Source organism: Erwinia sp. STN24, assembly GCF_041320675.1.
Lineage (GTDB): Bacteria > Pseudomonadota > Gammaproteobacteria > Enterobacterales > Enterobacteriaceae > Erwinia > Erwinia aeris.
In genome coordinates this window covers 53,705-71,162 of the sequence record NZ_JBGGPM010000010.1, presented here as the reverse complement: position 1 = coordinate 71,162, position 17,458 = coordinate 53,705, and the positions used below count along the sequence as shown (strand labels likewise).

Below are 17,458 nucleotides of genomic sequence, written 5' to 3'. Positions count from 1 at the left end.
GGCCGATCTCAACGTCTAGATCAGACGGCGCGCCGCCTCAACTACGATACGCACCGCATCGCTTTCGGTTTTCTTCATGGTTTCCGCATCGGGAATTTCCTGCTGGGTGCGGTTCACAATCACGCCCGCCACCATGCCGGCACGCAGGCCCTGGCTGGCGCACATGGTCAGCAGCGTGGCGGATTCCATTTCGTAGTTCAGCACGCCCATTTGCTGCCACTCTTTCATGGAGTTCTGGAAACGGCTCACTACGCGGCCAGAAAAGGTGTCGTAACGCTCCTGTCCCGGATAAAAAGTGTCGGAAGACGCGGTGACGCCGATATGCGTGGTCGCGCCAAGCGCTTTCGCCGCTTCGACCAGCGCGGTGGTGCAGGTAAAATCGGCCACGGCCGGGAATTCCAGCGGCGCAAAGTGCAGACTCGCGCCGTCCAGACGCACGGAGCCGGTGGTTACCAGCACGTCACCCACGCTGATGTCAGGCTGGATAGCGCCAGTTGTACCTACGCGCAGAAAAGTACGGATGCCCAGCTGCGCCAGCTCTTCTACCGCGATGGAGGTGGAAGGGCCGCCGATACCGGTTGAACAGACGATAACGGCCTTGCCGTCAATGTCGGCGCGCCAGGTGGTGAATTCGCGGTGCGACGCCAGATGAACCGGATTATCCATCAGCGCGGCAATCTTTTTAACGCGCTCGGGGTCGCCTGGCACAATGGCAAGGGTGGCGCCCTGAAGATCGGCTTTGGTTAAACCCAGGTGAAAAACGTCTGACTGTGCCATGACAAGATCCTGTAATGAAAAGGCGATGAAGCGCTTACAGTAGCGCAAAGCTGGGTGAATTTATGTGAGTAAATTCACTCTGAGTAATGAAAGTTACATTTGGAGTCTATTGAATCGTGACGGTAATCACACAAAAAAGCCTTCCCGCACGAATCGCGCTGTCGGAAACCGATAACGCCGTCGAAGATGACAGGCTGACCTTCACCCGATCGAAACGTAATCCTGGCTATAGTTAGCTGATTGCGCTACTGCATGTATGGAGAGGACAATGAAAAGCGACGATAATCCGACTCAAACATTGAGCAATAAGGGATTCGCTCCTGCGGTTTCACCTGCCGCATCGACCACCATCATTACCGACAGCGCCGACATCGTTTCCGGCGAAACGTCAATTCCAACGCAGGGCGAGAATATGCCTGCTTTCCACGCCAGACCGCGTCAGGCCGATGGCCCGCTACCGGTGGTGCTGGTCGTGCAGGAAATTTTTGGCGTGCACGAGCATATTCGCGATATCTGCCGTCGCCTGGCGACCGAAGGCTATCTGGCCGTCGCGCCCGAACTCTATTTTCGCGAGGGCGATCCCGCCGAGTACGATGATATTCCCACGCTGTTTAAAGAGCTGGTCAGCAAGGTGCCGGATAGCCAGGTGCTGGCGGATCTGGATCACGTAGCCAACTGGGCATCGCGCCACGGCGGCGATATGCGCAATATGGCCATTACCGGCTTTTGCTGGGGCGGCCGGATAACCTGGCTCTACGCCGCGCACAATCCTCAGCTGAAAGCGGGCGTTGCCTGGTATGGCAAGCTGACAGGCGATAAAACCTTGCAGCAGCAGAAGCACCCGGTTGACGTCGCAGTTGACCTGAACGCGCCGGTATTGGGGCTGTACGGCGCGCAGGATGACGGCATTCCGTTGGCGAGCGTGGAAACCATGCGTCAGGCGCTGCGGGCGGCGAACGCCAAATCGGAAATCGTGGTTTATCCCGAGGCCGGGCACGCGTTTAACGCCGATTATCGTCCCAGCTATCACGAAGAGTCGGCCAAAGACGGCTGGCAGCGAATGCTGGCCTGGTTCAGGCAGCACGGCGTCAGCTAACGCTCAGGCCCGCCTCAATCGGCGGGCTGAGGTTGCTGACAAACTCAAACTTAGGCCGCTTGCAGATTGATGAAAAGCGGCAGAGGCAGATCGGAACACGGACACGCCGTAGATACGTCCATGTAGGCTCGTTTCGCGCGTCCATGCGCGAAAACGGTCCGCTTATCCGCTCAGCCTCTGCCACTGTGAAACAGCTGGGTTGCTGTAAGAAACACCAGGATGCATCCGCTATTTAGGTTTGTCAGCAGTCTGAGCCCGCCTCAATCGGCGGGCTTTTTTTATGCCACCCTCGCTGCGGGCACAGCGCCAGCTTCATCGCTCGTACATTCCAAACGCCGCTAAATGTCATTAATAAAAGAGAGGCCCACGGGCAACACCACCATCAGACAGCGGCTTTGCGAAGATTGCGGGCCGCCTCCACCATATTAGCCAGCGCCTGACGGGTTTCCGGCCAGCCGCGCGTTTTCAGGCCGCAGTCCGGGTTCACCCACAAACGCTCCACCGGAATACGCTTCGCCGCTTTCAGCAGCAGCGCCTCTATCCATGCCACGCTTGGCACGTTTGGCGAGTGAATGTCGTAAACGCCCGGGCCGATTTCGTTCGGATAGTCAAATTCCTCGAACGATTCCAGCAGTTCCATATCAGAACGTGAGGTTTCGATGGTGATCACATCCGCATCCAGCGCGGCGATAGAATCCATGATGTCGTTGAATTCGCAATAGCACATATGGGTGTGGATTTGGGTAGCATCCTGCGCCACGGCGGCGTTCAGGCGGAACGCATCTACGGCCCACTCCAGATAGGCAGCCCACTCTGACCGCCGCAGCGGCAGGCCTTCACGCAGCGCCGGCTCATCAATCTGGATAATGCCGATACCGGCTTTTTCCAGATCGGCCACTTCGTCCCGCAGCGCCAGCGCGATCTGCTTAGCGATGGTTTCACGCGACACGTCTTCACGAGGGAAAGACCAGCAAAGAATGGTTACCGGGCCGGTCAGCATCCCTTTTACCGGCTTGTCGGTCAGCGACTGCGCGTATTTCGCCCACTCGACGGTGATCGCTTCCGGCCGACTGACGTCACCGATAATCACCGGCGGCTTCACGCAGCGGGAGCCGTAGCTCTGTACCCAGCCGTTTTGCGTAAAGGCAAAACCGTCCAGGTTTTCGCCGAAGTATTCCACCATGTCGTTGCGCTCCGCCTCGCCGTGAACCAGCACGTCCAGCCCCAGCCGCTCCTGCTCCACGATCGCCTGTTTGATATGTTCAGCAATGCCGGTGCGGTAGCTCTTTCCGTCCAGACGCCCCTGTTTGAAATCCAGGCGCAGGCCACGGATTTCGGTGGTCTGCGGGAAAGAGCCGATAGTGGTGGTCGGCCAGGCCGGCAGCTGAAAGCGCTGGCGCTGGGCTTCGGCACGCGCCTTATAGCTGCTGTGGCGCTCGCTGTCTTTCGCGGTGATAGCGGCCAGCCGTTTGCTGACGGCCTCGTTATGCACGCGCGCAGAGTCCCGGCGGGCGCGGATGGGCGCGCTCCAGGCTTCCAGCGACCGCGCGTCATTGTGGTTTAACGCATGGCTCAACAGCGCCAGCTCCTGGCATTTCTGTAGCGCAAAGGCGAACCAGCTTTTTACTTCTTCATCCAGGCGGGTTTCGGTACTTAAATCGATGGGGCTGTGCAGCAACGAGCAGGAAGAGCCGATCCATAGCCGCTGACGCTTGCCGACCAGCGGCTGTAAACGCTCAAACCAGCTGCTGAGATCGGCGCGCCACACGTTACGGCCGTTGATTACGCCGACGGAAAGCAACCAGTCGGCCGGCACTTTAGCGTTCAGCGCGGCGATATCGTCCTTGCCGTGTACCAAATCAACATGCAGACCCTGAACCGGCAGCTTAACGATAGCGTCCAGGTTGGTGCCGACGCTGTCAAAGTAGGTGGTCAGCAGCAGTTTGGTTTGCCCTTGCAGCGCCTGGTAAGCCGGTTTAAAGGCGTTGAGCCACGCCTGCGGCAGCTCCAGCACCAGCGCAGGCTCGTCGAGCTGCACCCATTCGATATCGCGCTTCGCCAGCTCGCTCAGCACCTGCTGGTAAACCGGCAGAATTTCGGTTAACAGGCTCAGACGGTCGAACGGCTCGCCCTTGACTTTACCCAGCCACAGATAGGTCACCGGGCCAAGCAGCACGGGCTTCACTTTATGGCCCAGCGCCAGCGCTTCGTCCACTTCGTCCAGGATCTGCGTCCAGCTAAGCTTAAACTGCTGCCCCCGGGTAAATTCCGGCACCATATAGTGATAGTTAGTGTTAAACCATTTGGTCATTTCAGCCGCCGCCGCAGGTTCGCCGGTCGGCGCACGGCCACGGCCCAGACGGAACAACGTATCCAGATCGACAGAGCCATCTTTATTTTGATGACGGGCAGGCACGTTGCCCAGCAGCAGGCTGGTAGTCAGCACATGATCGTACCAGGCGAAATCGCCGACCGGTACATAGTCTACCCCAGCCTGTTTCTGCTGTTCCCAGTGGCGGGCGCGCAGTTCGCGGCCTACCGCCAGCAGCGCTTCCTGCGTGCTGTTGCCCGCCCAGTAGCTTTCCTGTGCTTTTTTCAGTTCGCGACGCAGGCCAACGCGGGGGAAGCCGAGCGTATGGTTCAGAATAGTCATCAATGCGTTCCTCAGTTACCGCCCGCTGTCGTGGCAATCGGGCTTTTAGACGTCCAGATGTTTACACATCTATAATCCGCAGGTACTGTATTCACCACAAGCGCAAATTGTTCATTGTCGATGTGAAGGACTCTCATGATCGAACTCAAACACCTGCGGACGCTGCAAGCGCTGCGCAACAGCGGTTCGCTGGCCGCCGCCGCCGCTCAGCTTCATCAGACGCAGTCGGCCCTGTCCCATCAGTTCAGCGATCTGGAGCAGCGCCTGGGCTTCCGCCTGTTTGTGCGTAAAAGCCAGCCGCTGCGCTTTACGCCGCAGGGCGAAATCTTGCTGCAGCTTGCCGAGCAGGTGCTGCCGCAGATCCAGCACGCTTTACAGGCCTGCCACGAACCGCATCAGGCCACGCTGCGTATCGCTATCGAGTGCCACAGCTGTATTCAATGGCTGACGCCAGCGTTGAGCAACTTCCGTCAGAGCTGGCCGCAGGTGGTGATGGATTTTAAATCCGGGGTGACTTTCGATCCCCAGCCCGCGCTTCAACAGGGGGAGCTGGACGTGGTGCTCACCTCCGATATTTTGCCGCGCAGCGGGCTGTTCTATTCGCCAATGTTTGATTTTGAAGTTCGCCTGGTGCTGGCGCCCGACCATCCGCTGGCGCAGGTTGATCATATTTCACCGGAAGATCTGGCCAGCGAAGTGCTGATGATTTATCCGGTGCAGCGGCAGCGCCTGGATATCTGGCGGCATTTCTTGCAGCCCGCAGGCGTCAGCCCGGCGTTAAAAAGCGTGGATAATACGCTGCTGCTGATCCAGATGGTGTCCGCAGGCATGGGCATCGCCGCCCTGCCGCACTGGGTGGTGGAAAGCTTTGAGCATCAGGGGCTGGTAGTGACCAAAACGCTCGGCCAGGGTTTATGGAGCCGTTTATATGCCGCCGTGCGCGACGGCGAGCAGCGTCAGGCAGTAGTCGAAGCTTTTATCCGCTCCGCCCGCCAGCACGCCTGCGAGCATCTGCCGCTGGTCAGGGACGCTTCCGCGCCGGGCACGCCGCTGCCGACCTCTTTGCATCATTCCTGAGCGGCCAGTACGGGCGATCGCTTTTGCGCGGTGGCCCTTTTAGCGCAGCCGCGCCCTTATAACGCGCTGGCCGCCTGCCTTTTTGCTGACGGTATTCCTTTATCCAGCGCCATTTGTCTCTATAATGCGGCCAACGATCCTGAACCAATGAGATTTTTATGACCAATAATGACGTTTTGCGCAGCGTGCGCTACATGCTGAGCCTGAGCGATGCTCAGATGGTTGGCATCCTGGCGCTGGCGGAAAGTGAAGTCAGCGAAGCGGAAATGCAAAGCTTCCTGAAAAAAGAAGACGAAGCGGGCTTTCGCGCCTGTCCTGACGTGGTAATGGGCTATTTCCTGAACGGGCTGATTTTTCAGCGCCGTGGCAAAAGCGAAGATGCGCCTGAGCCTTCTGTCGAACGCAAGATGACGAATAATATTATTATTAAAAAACTGCGCATCGCTTTCGATTTAAAAACTACGGATATTATTGACGTGCTTAAGCTGGCGGACTTCGCCGTGGGCCAGTCTGAAATTGGCGCTATTTTCCGAAAGCCAGGGCATAAAAATTACCGTGAATGCGGCGATCAGATTTTAAGGAATTTCCTGAAGGGAATGACAATGAAATTACGCCCTGCCCCTGTTAAAAAAGCTTAAATATTAGTGCAGCCTTCGGGCTGCCTGCTATTTAAAACGCTATCAAAAAATGCATTATTTATATTCCCTTCCTGCCTTTACAGGGCAAGTCACTCCTCATAATATCCGCCTGATATTTACACATTGTAAATATAGCGAACCATGAAAGAAGATATATTATGAGAGCGCAACTATCAGCAGCGCAGGTAAAAACCACGACACTACCAAAACTATTTTCGGCACGCTATTTTCTAAAATTTATAGGCTGCTTTCCCCGTCAGCGCTGAGTTATAGCACCGGGCAGGTAACGACAGCGGGGGAAGATAGCGGTAGCCGTATTGGCAAAACCAGTAAAACGAATGTGAATCTGCTGGTCAGTAAATCACGGCCGCACCTGGTTCACTAACGAGCCAGGCAAAGGCGTTAAGCAGGGCGTGTCGCGCCCCGCTTTTTATCGTCGTGCTATTTTTTAATCACCCAGTGGCGGTGTACCCATAGCGAGGCGAAAATTACCGCTGCGCCAACGATAAAGCTCGGCCAGTGCGGCTGCTGCTGCCAGATTGCAAGGTTAACCAGCAATCCGGCGGGCACGTGCATATTATTCATAATGCCCAGCGTGCCGGCATCAACCTGCGTCGCGCCGTAGTTCCACATAAAGTAACCCAGCCCGGAAGCCGCCACGCCCAGCCAGATCAGGATGCTCCACTGTAGCGTGGTGGTCGGCAGCTTCTGCGGATTGCCCCACAGGCACCAGGCGATAACCGCGACGAGCGCCGCGCCCATATAAAACCAGGAAAAGGCGGCGTGCTGCGGCATCGGACGCGTTTCCTGCAGGCGCTTGTAGCCCACCATGCCAACGGCAAAGCAAAGGTTGGCAAGCTGCACCAGCAGCAGGCCAAACCAGAAGTGGTCGCTGACCTTGTCGTAGCGAATAATCGCCGCGCCCGCCACCGCCAGCAGCGCGCTCAGTGCATAGCCGGGGCGCACGCCTCTTCCGCTCATCAGGTCATAAATCAGGGTGATATAGAGCGGCGTCATCACCGTAAACAGCAGCAGCTCGGAAACGCTGAGGTAGAGGTAAGCCTCAAAGCTGAACAGATACATAATACCCAGCTGCAGCGCGCCTACGCCCATATAGAGCAGCAGCGTTGACGGCCGATAACCGCGCCAGCGCAGAAACGGCAGGAAAACCACGGCGGCCAGCAGCAGACGGATCAGCACGGAAAAGACGCTGTCGACCTGGCCTGCCAGATATTCGCCGATCAGGCTGAACGAAAAGGCCCACAGGATAGTGGTGATTATCAGTAAGATCACGATAAAAACTCGCTGGTGAAAAGTGCGCACAGTGTAGCGAAATCGGCGTGGACGCGGGGAAATATCTGGTTGACATCTGATTGCAAAATGTACTCACCTGTTTTTATCCTGCTGTTTGAGTGAGCCTGCTCACACTCCTTGCCGGCATGGCTAAAAGCATTCAGAGAAGCGTGCCGCATAATTCGTTTGATTGTCATAAAAATGTAACCTTTGGGTTCTTCTTCACAGCGGGGCCGCGCGTTTTCTTTTAGGCTCCTTCCGCTACGGATCGCGTTTATCTGTTGCTGCACGACGAAAAAAACGAATATAAATTGCCATTGGAGGCTGTTATGTTATCTGTTTTTAAACCTGCGTCGCATCGAACGCGCGTTGACACCAGCGAAATCGATCCGCTTTATCGTAAATTACGCTGGCAGATATTTTTTGGTATTTTCTTCGGCTATGCGGCCTATTATCTGGTGCGGAAAAATTTTGCGCTGGCGATGCCTTCGCTGATCGAGCAGGGTTTTTCTCGAGGGGATTTAGGCTTTGCCCTTTCAGGTATTTCCATCGCCTACGGATTTTCTAAATTTATTATGGGATCCGTTTCCGATCGCTCGAATCCACGCTACTTTTTGCCCGCCGGTTTAATTCTGGCGGCGGCGGTCATGTTGTTTATGGGATTCGTTCCCTGGGCCACCTCCAGCATTACCGTGATGTTCGTGCTGCTGTTTTTATGCGGCTGGTTCCAGGGCATGGGCTGGCCGCCCTGTGGACGCACTATGGTGCACTGGTGGTCGCACAAGGAGCGCGGCGGCATCGTTTCCGTCTGGAACTGCGCGCACAACGTCGGCGGCGGCCTGCCTCCGCTGCTGTTTCTGCTGGGCATGTACTGGTTTAACGACTGGAAAGCGTCGCTTTATATGCCCGCTTTCGCCGCCATTCTGGTGGCCGTCATCGCCTTTGCGTTAATGCGCGACACGCCGCAATCCTGCGGTCTGCCGCCGATTGAAGAGTATAAAAACGACTATCCGCCCGACTATGATAAAAGCCAGGAAGAGGAGCTGACCGCCAGGCAAATTTTTATGCAGTACGTACTGCCCAACCGGCTGCTCTGGTATATCGCGCTGGCCAACGTGTTTGTCTATCTGCTGCGCTACGGCATTCTCGACTGGTCACCGACCTATTTAAAAGAGGTGAAGCACTTTACGCTGGATAAATCCTCCTGGGCCTACTTTCTTTATGAGTACGCCGGCATTCCCGGCACGCTGCTGTGCGGCTGGATGTCCGATAAGGTGTTCAGAGGCAATCGTGGCGCGACCGGCGTCTTTTTTATGGTGCTGGTGACGATCGCCACCGTGGTTTACTGGCTGAATCCTCCCGGCAATCCGGGCGTGGATATTACCTGCATGATCGTGATCGGCTTTCTGATTTATGGGCCAGTAATGCTGATTGGGCTGCACGCCCTGGAGCTGGCGCCGAAGAAAGCCGCGGGAACGGCGGCGGGCTTCACCGGGCTGTTCGGCTATCTTGGCGGCTCGGTGGCCGCCAGCGCTATTGTCGGCTACACCGTAGATTACTTCGGCTGGGACGGCGGCTTTATCGTGATGATCGGCGGCGGCGTGCTGGCCGTTATCCTGCTGGTTATCACCATGCTGAACGAACACAGGCACAAAAAAGGGGCAACGCAATGAAAAAGCTTATAGCTATGCTGCTGCTGGGCGCTTCGTTCGGTACAGTGGCCGCGGAAACACACAAGATTGTAATTGCCCATCGTGGCGCGAGCGGCTACCTCCCGGAACACTCGCTGCCCGCCAAAGCGATGGCTTACGCGCAGGGATCCGACTTCCTTGAGCAGGATCTGGTGATGACCCGCGACGATCGGCTGGTGGTGCTGCACGATCACTATCTGGATCGCGTAACGGACGTGGCGGAACGCTATCCCGACCGCGCCAGAAAGGATGGGCGTTACTATGCCATCGACTTTACGCTGGCCGAAATCAAGGGGCTGAAGTTTACGGAAGGCTTTACGCTAAAAGACGGTAAGAAAGTGCAGACTTATCCGCAGCGTTTCCCGATGGGCAAATCGGACTTCCACGTGCATACCTTTGCCGAAGAGATTGAATTTATTCAGGGCCTGAACCACTCGACGGGCAAAAATATCGGCATCTACACCGAAATTAAAGCGCCGTGGTTTCACCGCCAGGAAGGCAAAGATATCTCCGCCAGGGTACTGGATGTGCTTAAGCAGTACGGCTATAGCTCGAAAAGCGACAACGTCTACCTGCAATGCTTTGACCATAACGAACTCAAACGCATTAAAACGGAGCTGGAGCCGCAAAGAGGCATGGACGTCAAACTGGTGCAGCTGATCACCGAAACGGACTCAAAAGAGACGCAGGAGCAGCAAGACGGGAAATGGGTGAACTACAGCTATGACTGGATGCTGCAACCGGGCGCGATGAAAACGCTGGCCCGTCACGTCGACGGCATCGGCCCTGATTATCATATGCTGATTGCCAACGGCTCGACCAAAGGCGCGGTTCACTTTACGCCGATGGTGAAGGAGGCTCATCAGAATGGCCTGGTCGTGCATCCCTATACCGTGCGGGCCGACCAGCTGCCCGGCTGGGTGGATAACGTGGACGAGCTGTACGACGCGCTCTATAACCAGGCGGGCGTGGACGGTCTGTTTACCGACTTCCCGGATAAGGCCGTGCGCTTCCTGAAGCGGTAAGCGTTGCCGCCTCTGTAACCAGAGGCGGCTTTTACCGGCTTCAGACGTTGTAGAGCTTGCGCAGATAGTTCGGCACCGCGTTATCCGCATTGCTGCCAATCACTTCCAGTTCCGGCAGCAGATCCTTCAGGCGCTGATGCGAGTTGCTCATGATGCAGCCTTTGCCCGCCATGTTCAGCATCTCTTTGTCGTTCATGCCGTCACCAAAAGAGATGCAGTCCGCCAGCGTAAAGCCCAGCAGTCGGGAAACCGCGTCCAGCGCGTGGCCTTTGGAAACGCCGCCCGCCATCACTTCCAGACAGGTCGGCAGCGAGAAGCTGACGTTAACCCGATCGCCCCAGCGCGCCATCAGCGCCTCTTCCAGCGGGATCAGCAGTTCCGGCTTAGCGCAGGTAAAGAACACTTTGCTGATGCCGTCGGTTGGCAGCGAATCCGGCTGATAGGTCTGGTAGTTAAAATTGGACTCGCGGAAAAAATCCATCTCTTCCGGGCGGTGGCGGTTAAGGAACCACTCTTCATCGCGGTAGACGTTGGTATAGATATCCTGGTGGCTGTGATGCAAAGCAAAAAGCTCACGGGCAATGTCTTCTTCCAGGTTATGGCTGAAGATCAGCTCGCCTGCGGTATTGTGCACGCGCGCGCCGTTCGAGGTGATCATATAGGCATCAATACCCAGGCTGTCACGCATCTGCCCGACATCAATGTGATGGCGACCGGTGGCGAACACAAAATGGACGCCCTTTTGCGTCAGCAGCTGGAGCGTTTCACGGGCGAAAGCGGATAAACGGTGATCCGGCGACAGCAGCGTGCCGTCGAGATCGGAAGCAACAATCGGGTACATAAAACCTCTGTTAATGGTGAGCTACGGTTGCTATATCTGAGCAGTAAAATCAGGGATGCCGGGCAAAAAACGCCGTAATGGCCTCCAGCGCCTCGGCGCGCATGCTGTCTTTTTCAAACAAGATCTCATGACGCGCGCCTGCGATAATCAGCGGGCCCTCGCAGGGGTTTCCCGCCGCTTTCATGGCCTGGCAAAAGAGATCCTGAGCGCGGTTATCCACCACCTTATCCGCGCTGGCCTGTAACAGCAGCAGCGGCGTCTTTATCTCTTTTGCCTGAGCCAGAATGTTTTTGCCGGCCAGAATGCCTTCTCTGACCCAGTGATAAGTCGGCCCGCCGACGCGCAGCGCCGGATCGTCGGCGTAAAAGCGCAGGTTGCGCCGGTAGCGCTCGCGGCTGTGGGTCAGCTGGTTCATCCCGAACGGCCTGGGCTGCCACTGGCCGGTGCCGATCGCGTAACCGTCGCGCACCACGGGACGCTTTTCCGCCCAGTTCAGAATACAGTGCGTCATCCACAGCGGCATCGGCAGGAAGATCCCGAACATCGGCGCGGCCAGCGCCACGGCGTTAAAGGCCTGCGGCTGCCTGGCCAGCATCAGCGTCAGGATCGCGCCGCCCATTGAGTGCGCCAGCGCATAGCGATGCTGATAGTGACGGCTGAGGATCGCTTTCAGATAGAGCGTCTCCAGATCTTCAACATAGTGGTCGAACAGCTCCACATGGCCGCGATGGCTATCCTGCAGCAGCCTGCCGGAACGGCCCTGCCCGCGATGATCGACAATAATCACATCATAGCCGCAGTGAAACAGGTCGTAGGCCAGCTCCGGATATTTTACGTAGCTTTCGATACGTCCGGGGCAAATCAGGATAACGCGGTTGTGTTGCGATGACGTGAAGCGAACGTAGCGAATGGGCACGTTTTCCACGCCGATAAACTCGTCTTCTTCCCGCCGCCGCCAGAAATCCAGCAGCGGGCCGGTGGCGAAAGCGGCAAAAGCTTTTTCACGATTTCGCCAGCCATGCTTTTTCATTGACCCGACCTCCGCTTTTTTCACATTCCGCCCGGCGCCGTAGCCTGCGCAGCCGCAATGGCGTATTGTGTCATACTTCTGTGCTATCAGGGAGTCTGACCCAATGACCATGCAGTGGTGGCTGGCCTATCTGTTAACGACCAGCATCTTAAGCCTTTCGCCGGGTTCCGGCGCAATCAATACCATGAGTACCGGCATCAGCCACGGCTATCGCGGCGCGGCGGCCTCTATTTCCGGCCTGCAGGTTGGGCTGGCGGTGCATATTCTGCTGGTTGGCATCGGCCTGGGCGCGCTGTTTTCCCAATCCGTGCTGGCTTTTGAAGTGCTGAAATGGGCGGGCGCGGCTTACCTGATCTGGCTGGGCATCCAGCAGTGGCGCTCGGCAGGCGCGATAGATCTTCAGGCGGTCGCCAAAGCGATGCCGCGCCGCAGGCTGTTTAAGCGTGCGGTGCTGGTGAACCTGACCAACCCAAAAAGCATTGTTTTTCTGGCGGCGCTCTTTCCGCAGTTTATCATCCCGCACCAGCCGCAGGCGATGCAGTATCTGGTGCTGGGCGTGACGACGGTGGTGGTCGATATCATCGTGATGATCGGCTACGCCACGCTGGCGCAGCGGATTGCGGCCTGGATTAAAGGGCCAAAACAGATGAAGCTGTTAAACCGCCTGTTTGGCGGCATGTTTATGGCGGTCGGCGCGCTGCTGGCTTCCGCCCGGCGTATTGCCTGATGCATTAAATGCTGGCATGGAGGACGCGCCGTCCATGCCAGCCCGCGTCTTCCCCGTTCTCCGGCCGCACGCCCGGCCTACTCTTCGCCGTCGACGTGCTCGCGGATCATCACCATAAACGGCTTGCCGAAGCGCTCCAGCTTGCGCTGACCGACGCCGTTGACGCTCAGCATTTCTGAGGCGGTCAGCGGCATCTGCTCGGCCATTTCTATCAGCGTGGCGTCGTTAAACACCACGTAAGGCGGAATGTTCTCTTCATCGGCAATGGCTTTACGCAGCTTACGCAGCTTGGCGAACAGCTTGCGATCGTAGTTGCCGCCAAACGATTTCTGATTGCTGTTGCGCGGCTTGACGCTGACCATGCGCGGCACCGCCAGCAGCAACGGCACTTCGCCACGCAGCAGGGGACGCGCCGCTTCCGTTAACTGAAGCGCGGAATGCATCGCAATATTTTGTGTCGCAAAGCCCAGATGAATAAGTTGACGGATCACGCTTATCCAGTGCTCGTGGCTCTGATCGCGGCCAATGCCGTAAACCGGCAGCTTGTCGTGCTGCATATCGCGAATACGCTGATTGTTGGCACCGCGCAGCACCTCCACCACGTAGCCCATGCCAAACCGCTGGCCGACACGATAAATGCAGGAAAGCGCCTTTTGCGCCTCTACCGTGCCGTCGTAACGACGCGGCGGATCGAGACAGATATCGCAGTTGTCGCAGGGCTGCTGCCGCCCTTCGCCAAAGTAGTTCAGCAGCACCAGACGGCGGCAGGTCTGCGCTTCCGCAAAAGCGCCCATCGCGTTCAGCTTGTGGCGTTCAATATCCTGCAACGGCCCCGGCGCTTTCTCTTCCAGACAGCGGCGCAGCCAGGCCATATCGGCCGGATCGTACAGCATCAGCGCTTCCGCCGGCAGGCCATCACGACCGGCACGGCCCGTTTCCTGATAGTAGGATTCGATATTGCGCGGGATATCAAAGTGCACCACAAAGCGCACGTTGGGCTTGTTGATACCCATGCCGAAGGCGACCGTGGCGACGACGATCTGGAGATCGTCACGCTGGAAGGCTTCCTGCACGCGGGCGCGATGCACGTTATCCATTCCGGCATGATAGGCGCCGACGCTCAGGCCACGGCTTTGCAAACGCGCGGCGGTGTCTTCCACCTTCGCCCGGCTGTTGCAGTAGATGATGCCGCATTTGCCGCGCTGATCCTGCACGTAGCGGATCAGCTGATCCGTCGGCTTGAATTTTTCCACCAGCGTATAGCGGATATTGGGACGGTCGAAGCTGCTGACCTGGATCAGCGGATCGTCAAGCTGGAGCAGGCGCGCGATATCGTTACGGGTGGTTTCGTCGGCGGTGGCGGTCAGCGCCATCACCGGCACGTCCGGCAGCCGCTGACGCAGCTGGCCCAGCGCGCCGTATTCCGGACGGAAATCGTGGCCCCATTGCGAAATACAGTGGGCCTCGTCTACGGCCAGCATCGCCGGATTCCAGTGCGCCAGATTATCCAGGAAGTTATCCATCATCAGGCGTTCAGGCGCGATATAAAGCAGCTTGATCCGGCCCGTGCGGCAGCCGGCGAAGACCTCCTGCTGCTCTTCCCGCGTCTGCGTTGAGTTCAGACAGGCGGCGGCCACGCCGTTAGCCAGCAGCTGGTCGACCTGATCCTTCATCAACGAGATCAGCGGCGACACCACCAGCGTCAGCCCTTCGCGCACCAGCGCCGGGATCTGATAGCAAAGCGATTTGCCGCCGCCGGTCGGCATGACCACCAGACAGTCGCGCCCTTTCAGCGACGCCTGAATAATAGTTTGCTGCCCCGGACGAAATTGCTGATAGCCGAAGGTTTCCTGCAAAACCTGTTGCGTCAGCATCTCCTGATTGATCACTGCAGCCGTAGACACGTGTACTCCAACTTGATGGCGGGCGACGCGTGATGGCCGCCCGGAAAGCATTAAAACAGGTCGTTCAGAATGACGCCGACGCCGACCCTGGTCTGACGATGGTTATAGTCAATCAATGATTCACCATAGCCGCTAAAGACTTGCGTATAGAAACGGACATGTTCGGTAATCGGGTAGCTCCAGCCTGCCTGCGCGCCGCCGAAACCGCTGTTCCAGTTGTAGTTGCCCTGGAGGCTGAAGACGCTTTCGCCCAGCTGATAGCCGACCGTCATGCGATAATACCCCATGTACTTAGTGATATCAGGGTTATCGTCATCATTTTCACCTTCCGGAAGGCGATACCAGGGTTTGGCTTCCACCATCCAGTTGCCGTTCTGCGCCATCAGACGAGCGTAAACGCGGTTCCAGCTGCGGGAGGTCGGCTCCGATCGGCCATTGGACTGGTGATTCAGGCCCAGCTCCACGTCGCGCAACGTCCAGCCGGCGAAGCTGTAGTCGGTGGCCCAGCCCAGGAAAATCTGCGGCTGATAGTCCGTTTCACGGAACGGCGACGAGGCGCCACGGTTAGAGAGCTGCCACCAGGAGGACTGAGTATAAGAGGCGGCAAGCACCGAGTTGTCACCTAAAATGCCCCGCCAGAGAGGAAAGGCCAGGCTCAGCTGGAATTTTACCTCATCGTGCTTCGCCTTATTCGACCAGTTATAGGAATCAATCGCCTCTTTGTTGATGTTGCTGGTATCGGTGTACAGCAGATAGTTGCTTTCATAAGGAAAAAGCACAAAAGGGTTGTCATGCTTTTCCAGAAGATTAGCAATAATACTGCCACGCACCGCGGGCTGGTCATGCACCTCTGTGACCTGAGCCTCTTGCGCCAGGGTCAGACAGGGAAAAAGGAGCGCTGCAGCCAGCGGGCCTTTCAGCATCGACATAAGATTCTCCAGAACTGATAAGGGTGATGGATAAAAAGCACGCCATTCTACACAGAATTGCTGGTCGGCATTAGTGCTGTTTTTGTAAAGTAAACGACCCGTTAACAACGGATAAAAATAGTCAATCTGATAAGCGACTTACGTTGTAAAGGAATTTTGCTATGACTTCATCTGCGCCGCTCGATCGGCAGGCCGCTCGCCGCCTGATTGGCGACATCTTTGTTTATGATATGCCGTTTAACCGCACGCTTGGCCTCACGCTGGATCGGCTGGAGCCGGATTATGCGGAGCTGAGCTTCGCAAACCAGCCGCAGCTGGTGGGCAACATCGCACAAAAGATTCTGCACGGCGGCGTGATTGCGGCCGTACTGGACGTGGCGGCCGGTCTGGTCTGCGTCAGCAGCTCGCTGACCCGCCAGGAAACCATTACGGAAGAAGAGCTGCGGCAGCGCCTGTCGCGCATGGGCACTATCGATCTGCGGGTCGACTACCTGCGGCCCGGCCGGGGCGAACGCTTTATCGCGACCAGTAGCCTGCTGCGCGGCGGCAATAAGGTCGCGGTGGCACGGGTTGAGCTGCATAATGACGCTGGTCTTTATATTGCCAGCACTACGGCAACCTATCTTGTAGGTTGATTTCCCAACATTAACGGAGTGATGTTACATGGATGCGCAGCAAACTCGTCAGGGCATTTTTTATGCCCTCGGCGCTTATTTTATCTGGGGCATAGCACCTGCCTATTTCAAGCTTCTTCAGCAGGTCGCACCGGGCGAAATCATCACCCATCGGGTGATCTGGTCGTTCTTTTTTATGCTGCTGTTGCTGAGCGTCAGCCGCAGCTGGGGCAACGTAAAAGCGATTTTTAAAACGCCGAAGAAGGTGCTGCTGCTGGCGGTTTCCGCCACGCTGGTGTGCAGCAACTGGCTGATCTTTATCTGGGCGGTGAATAACCAGCATATTCTCGAAGCCAGCCTGGGCTATTTTATCAACCCGCTGTTAAACGTGCTGGTAGGGATGCTGTTTCTGGGCGAACGCTTCCGGCGTCTGCAATGGCTGGCGGTGGCGCTGGCCGTCTGCGGCGTGATTATCCAACTCTGGAAATTTGGGTCGGTGCCGGTCATTGCGCTGGGTCTGGCGGTGACCTTTTCGCTGTACGGCCTGATGCGCAAAAAAATCGCCGTCGACGCGCAGACCGGTATGATGATTGAAACCAGCTGGCTGTTGCCCTTCGCCGCTATTTATCTTTTCGGCATTGCGGACAGCAGCACCAGCCATCTGACGCAGAATCCCTCGTCGTTAAACCTGCTGCTGATCGCTGCTGGCGTGATAACCACCGTGCCGCTGATGCTGTTTACCGCCGCCTGCACGCGCCTGCGCCTCTCTACCGTTGGGTTTTTCCAGTATCTTGGCCCAACGCTGATGTTCCTGCTGGCGGTGATCTTTTACGGTGAGAAAATGACGCCGGATAAAGTGGTGACGTTCAGCTTTATCTGGGCGGCGCTGGCCTTATTTATTTTCGATGCGCTTATAACGTTAAAACGCAGGCGGCCCGCCGAGGTCTGACCGTTAATTGCTTTCCCCGGTTTGCCTGGCCGGGGAAAGTAACACTTAAGTAAAAAATTTATAACCTGACGTACCCATCGTAAATCAGTGCAAATCTTTTGGCACAGTACGTCAGGATAATGCCAGAATAGACGCGTGTTTAACTACTGAGGACAATATTCACTCCACCAGGATGAGAAGCAATAGCGTGGATGAGTTGTAAATCTATGGACAG

General features: G+C 56.9%; 15 protein-coding genes. 8 read left to right on the top strand and 7 right to left on the bottom strand.

Annotation, left to right across the window (positions count from 1 at the left end):
- Positions 1 to 15: 15 nt before the first annotated feature.
- Positions 16 to 777, bottom strand: coding sequence for a uridine phosphorylase (udp, locus tag ACA373_RS21280; protein ID WP_253457286.1), 762 nt, complete (start codon positions 775 to 777; stop codon positions 16 to 18).
- Positions 778 to 1,045: 268 nt separating this feature from the next.
- Here udp and ACA373_RS21275 point away from each other — a divergent pair, with 268 nt between their 5' ends.
- Positions 1,046 to 1,873 carry a dienelactone hydrolase family protein gene (locus ACA373_RS21275; protein WP_253457283.1) on the top strand — a complete coding sequence of 276 codons (828 nt, stop codon included), beginning with the start codon at positions 1,046 to 1,048 and terminating at the stop codon, positions 1,871 to 1,873.
- 382 nt (positions 1,874 to 2,255) lie between these two features.
- Here the strand turns inward: ACA373_RS21275 and metE are convergent, their stop codons facing one another.
- A complete protein-coding gene (gene metE / locus ACA373_RS21270) occupies positions 2,256 to 4,526 on the bottom strand; it encodes a 5-methyltetrahydropteroyltriglutamate--homocysteine S-methyltransferase (RefSeq protein WP_370735043.1) in 2,271 nt (756 codons plus the stop codon).
- Between the two features lie 135 nt (positions 4,527 to 4,661).
- Between metE and metR the strand changes: the two genes are divergently transcribed.
- Positions 4,662 to 5,603 carry an HTH-type transcriptional regulator MetR gene (gene metR / locus ACA373_RS21265; RefSeq protein ID WP_253457277.1) on the top strand — a complete coding sequence of 314 codons (942 nt, stop codon included), beginning with the start codon at positions 4,662 to 4,664 and terminating at the stop codon, positions 5,601 to 5,603.
- Between the two features lie 158 nt (positions 5,604 to 5,761).
- Positions 5,762 to 6,241 (top strand): DUF1456 family protein, encoded by a 480-nt coding sequence (locus ACA373_RS21260; RefSeq protein ID WP_301253051.1) that lies wholly within the window; start codon positions 5,762 to 5,764, stop codon positions 6,239 to 6,241.
- A gap of 441 nt (positions 6,242 to 6,682) precedes the next feature.
- Here the strand turns inward: ACA373_RS21260 and ACA373_RS21255 are convergent, their stop codons facing one another.
- Positions 6,683 to 7,534, bottom strand: coding sequence for a carboxylate/amino acid/amine transporter (locus ACA373_RS21255; protein WP_125290694.1), 852 nt, complete (start codon positions 7,532 to 7,534; stop codon positions 6,683 to 6,685).
- 329 nt (positions 7,535 to 7,863) lie between these two features.
- Between ACA373_RS21255 and glpT the strand changes: the two genes are divergently transcribed.
- Complete coding sequence (glpT, locus tag ACA373_RS21250) at positions 7,864 to 9,207, top strand: glycerol-3-phosphate transporter (RefSeq protein WP_301731028.1); 1,344 nt, start codon at positions 7,864 to 7,866, stop codon at positions 9,205 to 9,207.
- A gap of 14 nt (positions 9,208 to 9,221) precedes the next feature.
- Complete coding sequence (gene glpQ / locus ACA373_RS21245; protein ID WP_370735045.1) at positions 9,222 to 10,250, top strand: glycerophosphodiester phosphodiesterase; 1,029 nt, start codon at positions 9,222 to 9,224, stop codon at positions 10,248 to 10,250.
- 40 nt (positions 10,251 to 10,290) lie between these two features.
- Here the strand turns inward: glpQ and yigL are convergent, their stop codons facing one another.
- Positions 10,291 to 11,091 carry a sugar/pyridoxal phosphate phosphatase YigL gene (gene yigL, locus ACA373_RS21240; protein WP_253457265.1) on the bottom strand — a complete coding sequence of 267 codons (801 nt, stop codon included), beginning with the start codon at positions 11,089 to 11,091 and terminating at the stop codon, positions 10,291 to 10,293.
- Between the two features lie 49 nt (positions 11,092 to 11,140).
- A complete protein-coding gene (gene pldB / locus ACA373_RS21235) occupies positions 11,141 to 12,121 on the bottom strand; it encodes a lysophospholipase L2 (RefSeq protein ID WP_369896721.1) in 981 nt (326 codons plus the stop codon).
- Positions 12,122 to 12,224: 103 nt separating this feature from the next.
- Here pldB and rhtB point away from each other — a divergent pair, with 103 nt between their 5' ends.
- Entirely contained in the window at positions 12,225 to 12,848 is a 624-nt protein-coding gene (rhtB, locus tag ACA373_RS21230; RefSeq protein WP_125290699.1) for a homoserine/homoserine lactone efflux protein, read from the top strand.
- A 77-nt stretch (positions 12,849 to 12,925) separates the two neighbouring features.
- Here rhtB and recQ read toward each other — a convergent pair whose 3' ends face one another.
- The gene (gene recQ, locus ACA373_RS21225) at positions 12,926 to 14,752 is read right to left on the bottom strand and encodes an ATP-dependent DNA helicase RecQ (RefSeq protein WP_253457261.1); all 1,827 of its coding nucleotides are present in this window, start codon (positions 14,750 to 14,752) and stop codon (positions 12,926 to 12,928) included.
- Positions 14,753 to 14,802: 50 nt separating this feature from the next.
- The gene (pldA, locus tag ACA373_RS21220) at positions 14,803 to 15,681 is read right to left on the bottom strand and encodes a phospholipase A (RefSeq protein ID WP_253457259.1); all 879 of its coding nucleotides are present in this window, start codon (positions 15,679 to 15,681) and stop codon (positions 14,803 to 14,805) included.
- A gap of 161 nt (positions 15,682 to 15,842) precedes the next feature.
- On the opposite strand from pldA, the gene ACA373_RS21215 reads away from it, so the two are divergent.
- Positions 15,843 to 16,316 carry a thioesterase family protein gene (locus tag ACA373_RS21215; protein ID WP_125290702.1) on the top strand — a complete coding sequence of 158 codons (474 nt, stop codon included), beginning with the start codon at positions 15,843 to 15,845 and terminating at the stop codon, positions 16,314 to 16,316.
- A 28-nt stretch (positions 16,317 to 16,344) separates the two neighbouring features.
- Entirely contained in the window at positions 16,345 to 17,244 is a 900-nt protein-coding gene (rarD, locus tag ACA373_RS21210; RefSeq protein WP_253457257.1) for an EamA family transporter RarD, read from the top strand.
- The last annotated feature ends 214 nt before the right edge of the window (positions 17,245 to 17,458 follow it).

What these genes read in the sequence shown, in the direction of transcription:
- udp (WP_253457286.1), bottom strand. Translation starts at nt 777, where the DNA reads ATGGCACAGTCAGACGTTTTTCACCTGGGTTTAACCAAAGCCGATCTT.
- ACA373_RS21275 (WP_253457283.1), top strand. Translation starts at nt 1,046, where the DNA reads ATGAAAAGCGACGATAATCCGACTCAAACATTGAGCAATAAGGGATTC.
- metE (WP_370735043.1), bottom strand. Translation starts at nt 4,526, where the DNA reads ATGACTATTCTGAACCATACGCTCGGCTTCCCCCGCGTTGGCCTGCGT.
- metR (WP_253457277.1), top strand. Translation starts at nt 4,662, where the DNA reads ATGATCGAACTCAAACACCTGCGGACGCTGCAAGCGCTGCGCAACAGC.
- ACA373_RS21260 (WP_301253051.1), top strand. Translation starts at nt 5,762, where the DNA reads ATGACCAATAATGACGTTTTGCGCAGCGTGCGCTACATGCTGAGCCTG.
- glpT (WP_301731028.1), top strand. Translation starts at nt 7,864, where the DNA reads ATGTTATCTGTTTTTAAACCTGCGTCGCATCGAACGCGCGTTGACACC.
- glpQ (WP_370735045.1), top strand. Translation starts at nt 9,222, where the DNA reads ATGCTGCTGCTGGGCGCTTCGTTCGGTACAGTGGCCGCGGAAACACAC.
- yigL (WP_253457265.1), bottom strand. Translation starts at nt 11,091, where the DNA reads ATGTACCCGATTGTTGCTTCCGATCTCGACGGCACGCTGCTGTCGCCG.
- pldB (WP_369896721.1), bottom strand. Translation starts at nt 12,121, where the DNA reads ATGAAAAAGCATGGCTGGCGAAATCGTGAAAAAGCTTTTGCCGCTTTC.
- rhtB (WP_125290699.1), top strand. Translation starts at nt 12,225, where the DNA reads ATGACCATGCAGTGGTGGCTGGCCTATCTGTTAACGACCAGCATCTTA.
- pldA (WP_253457259.1), bottom strand. Translation starts at nt 15,681, where the DNA reads ATGTCGATGCTGAAAGGCCCGCTGGCTGCAGCGCTCCTTTTTCCCTGT.
- ACA373_RS21215 (WP_125290702.1), top strand. Translation starts at nt 15,843, where the DNA reads ATGACTTCATCTGCGCCGCTCGATCGGCAGGCCGCTCGCCGCCTGATT.
- rarD (WP_253457257.1), top strand. Translation starts at nt 16,345, where the DNA reads ATGGATGCGCAGCAAACTCGTCAGGGCATTTTTTATGCCCTCGGCGCT.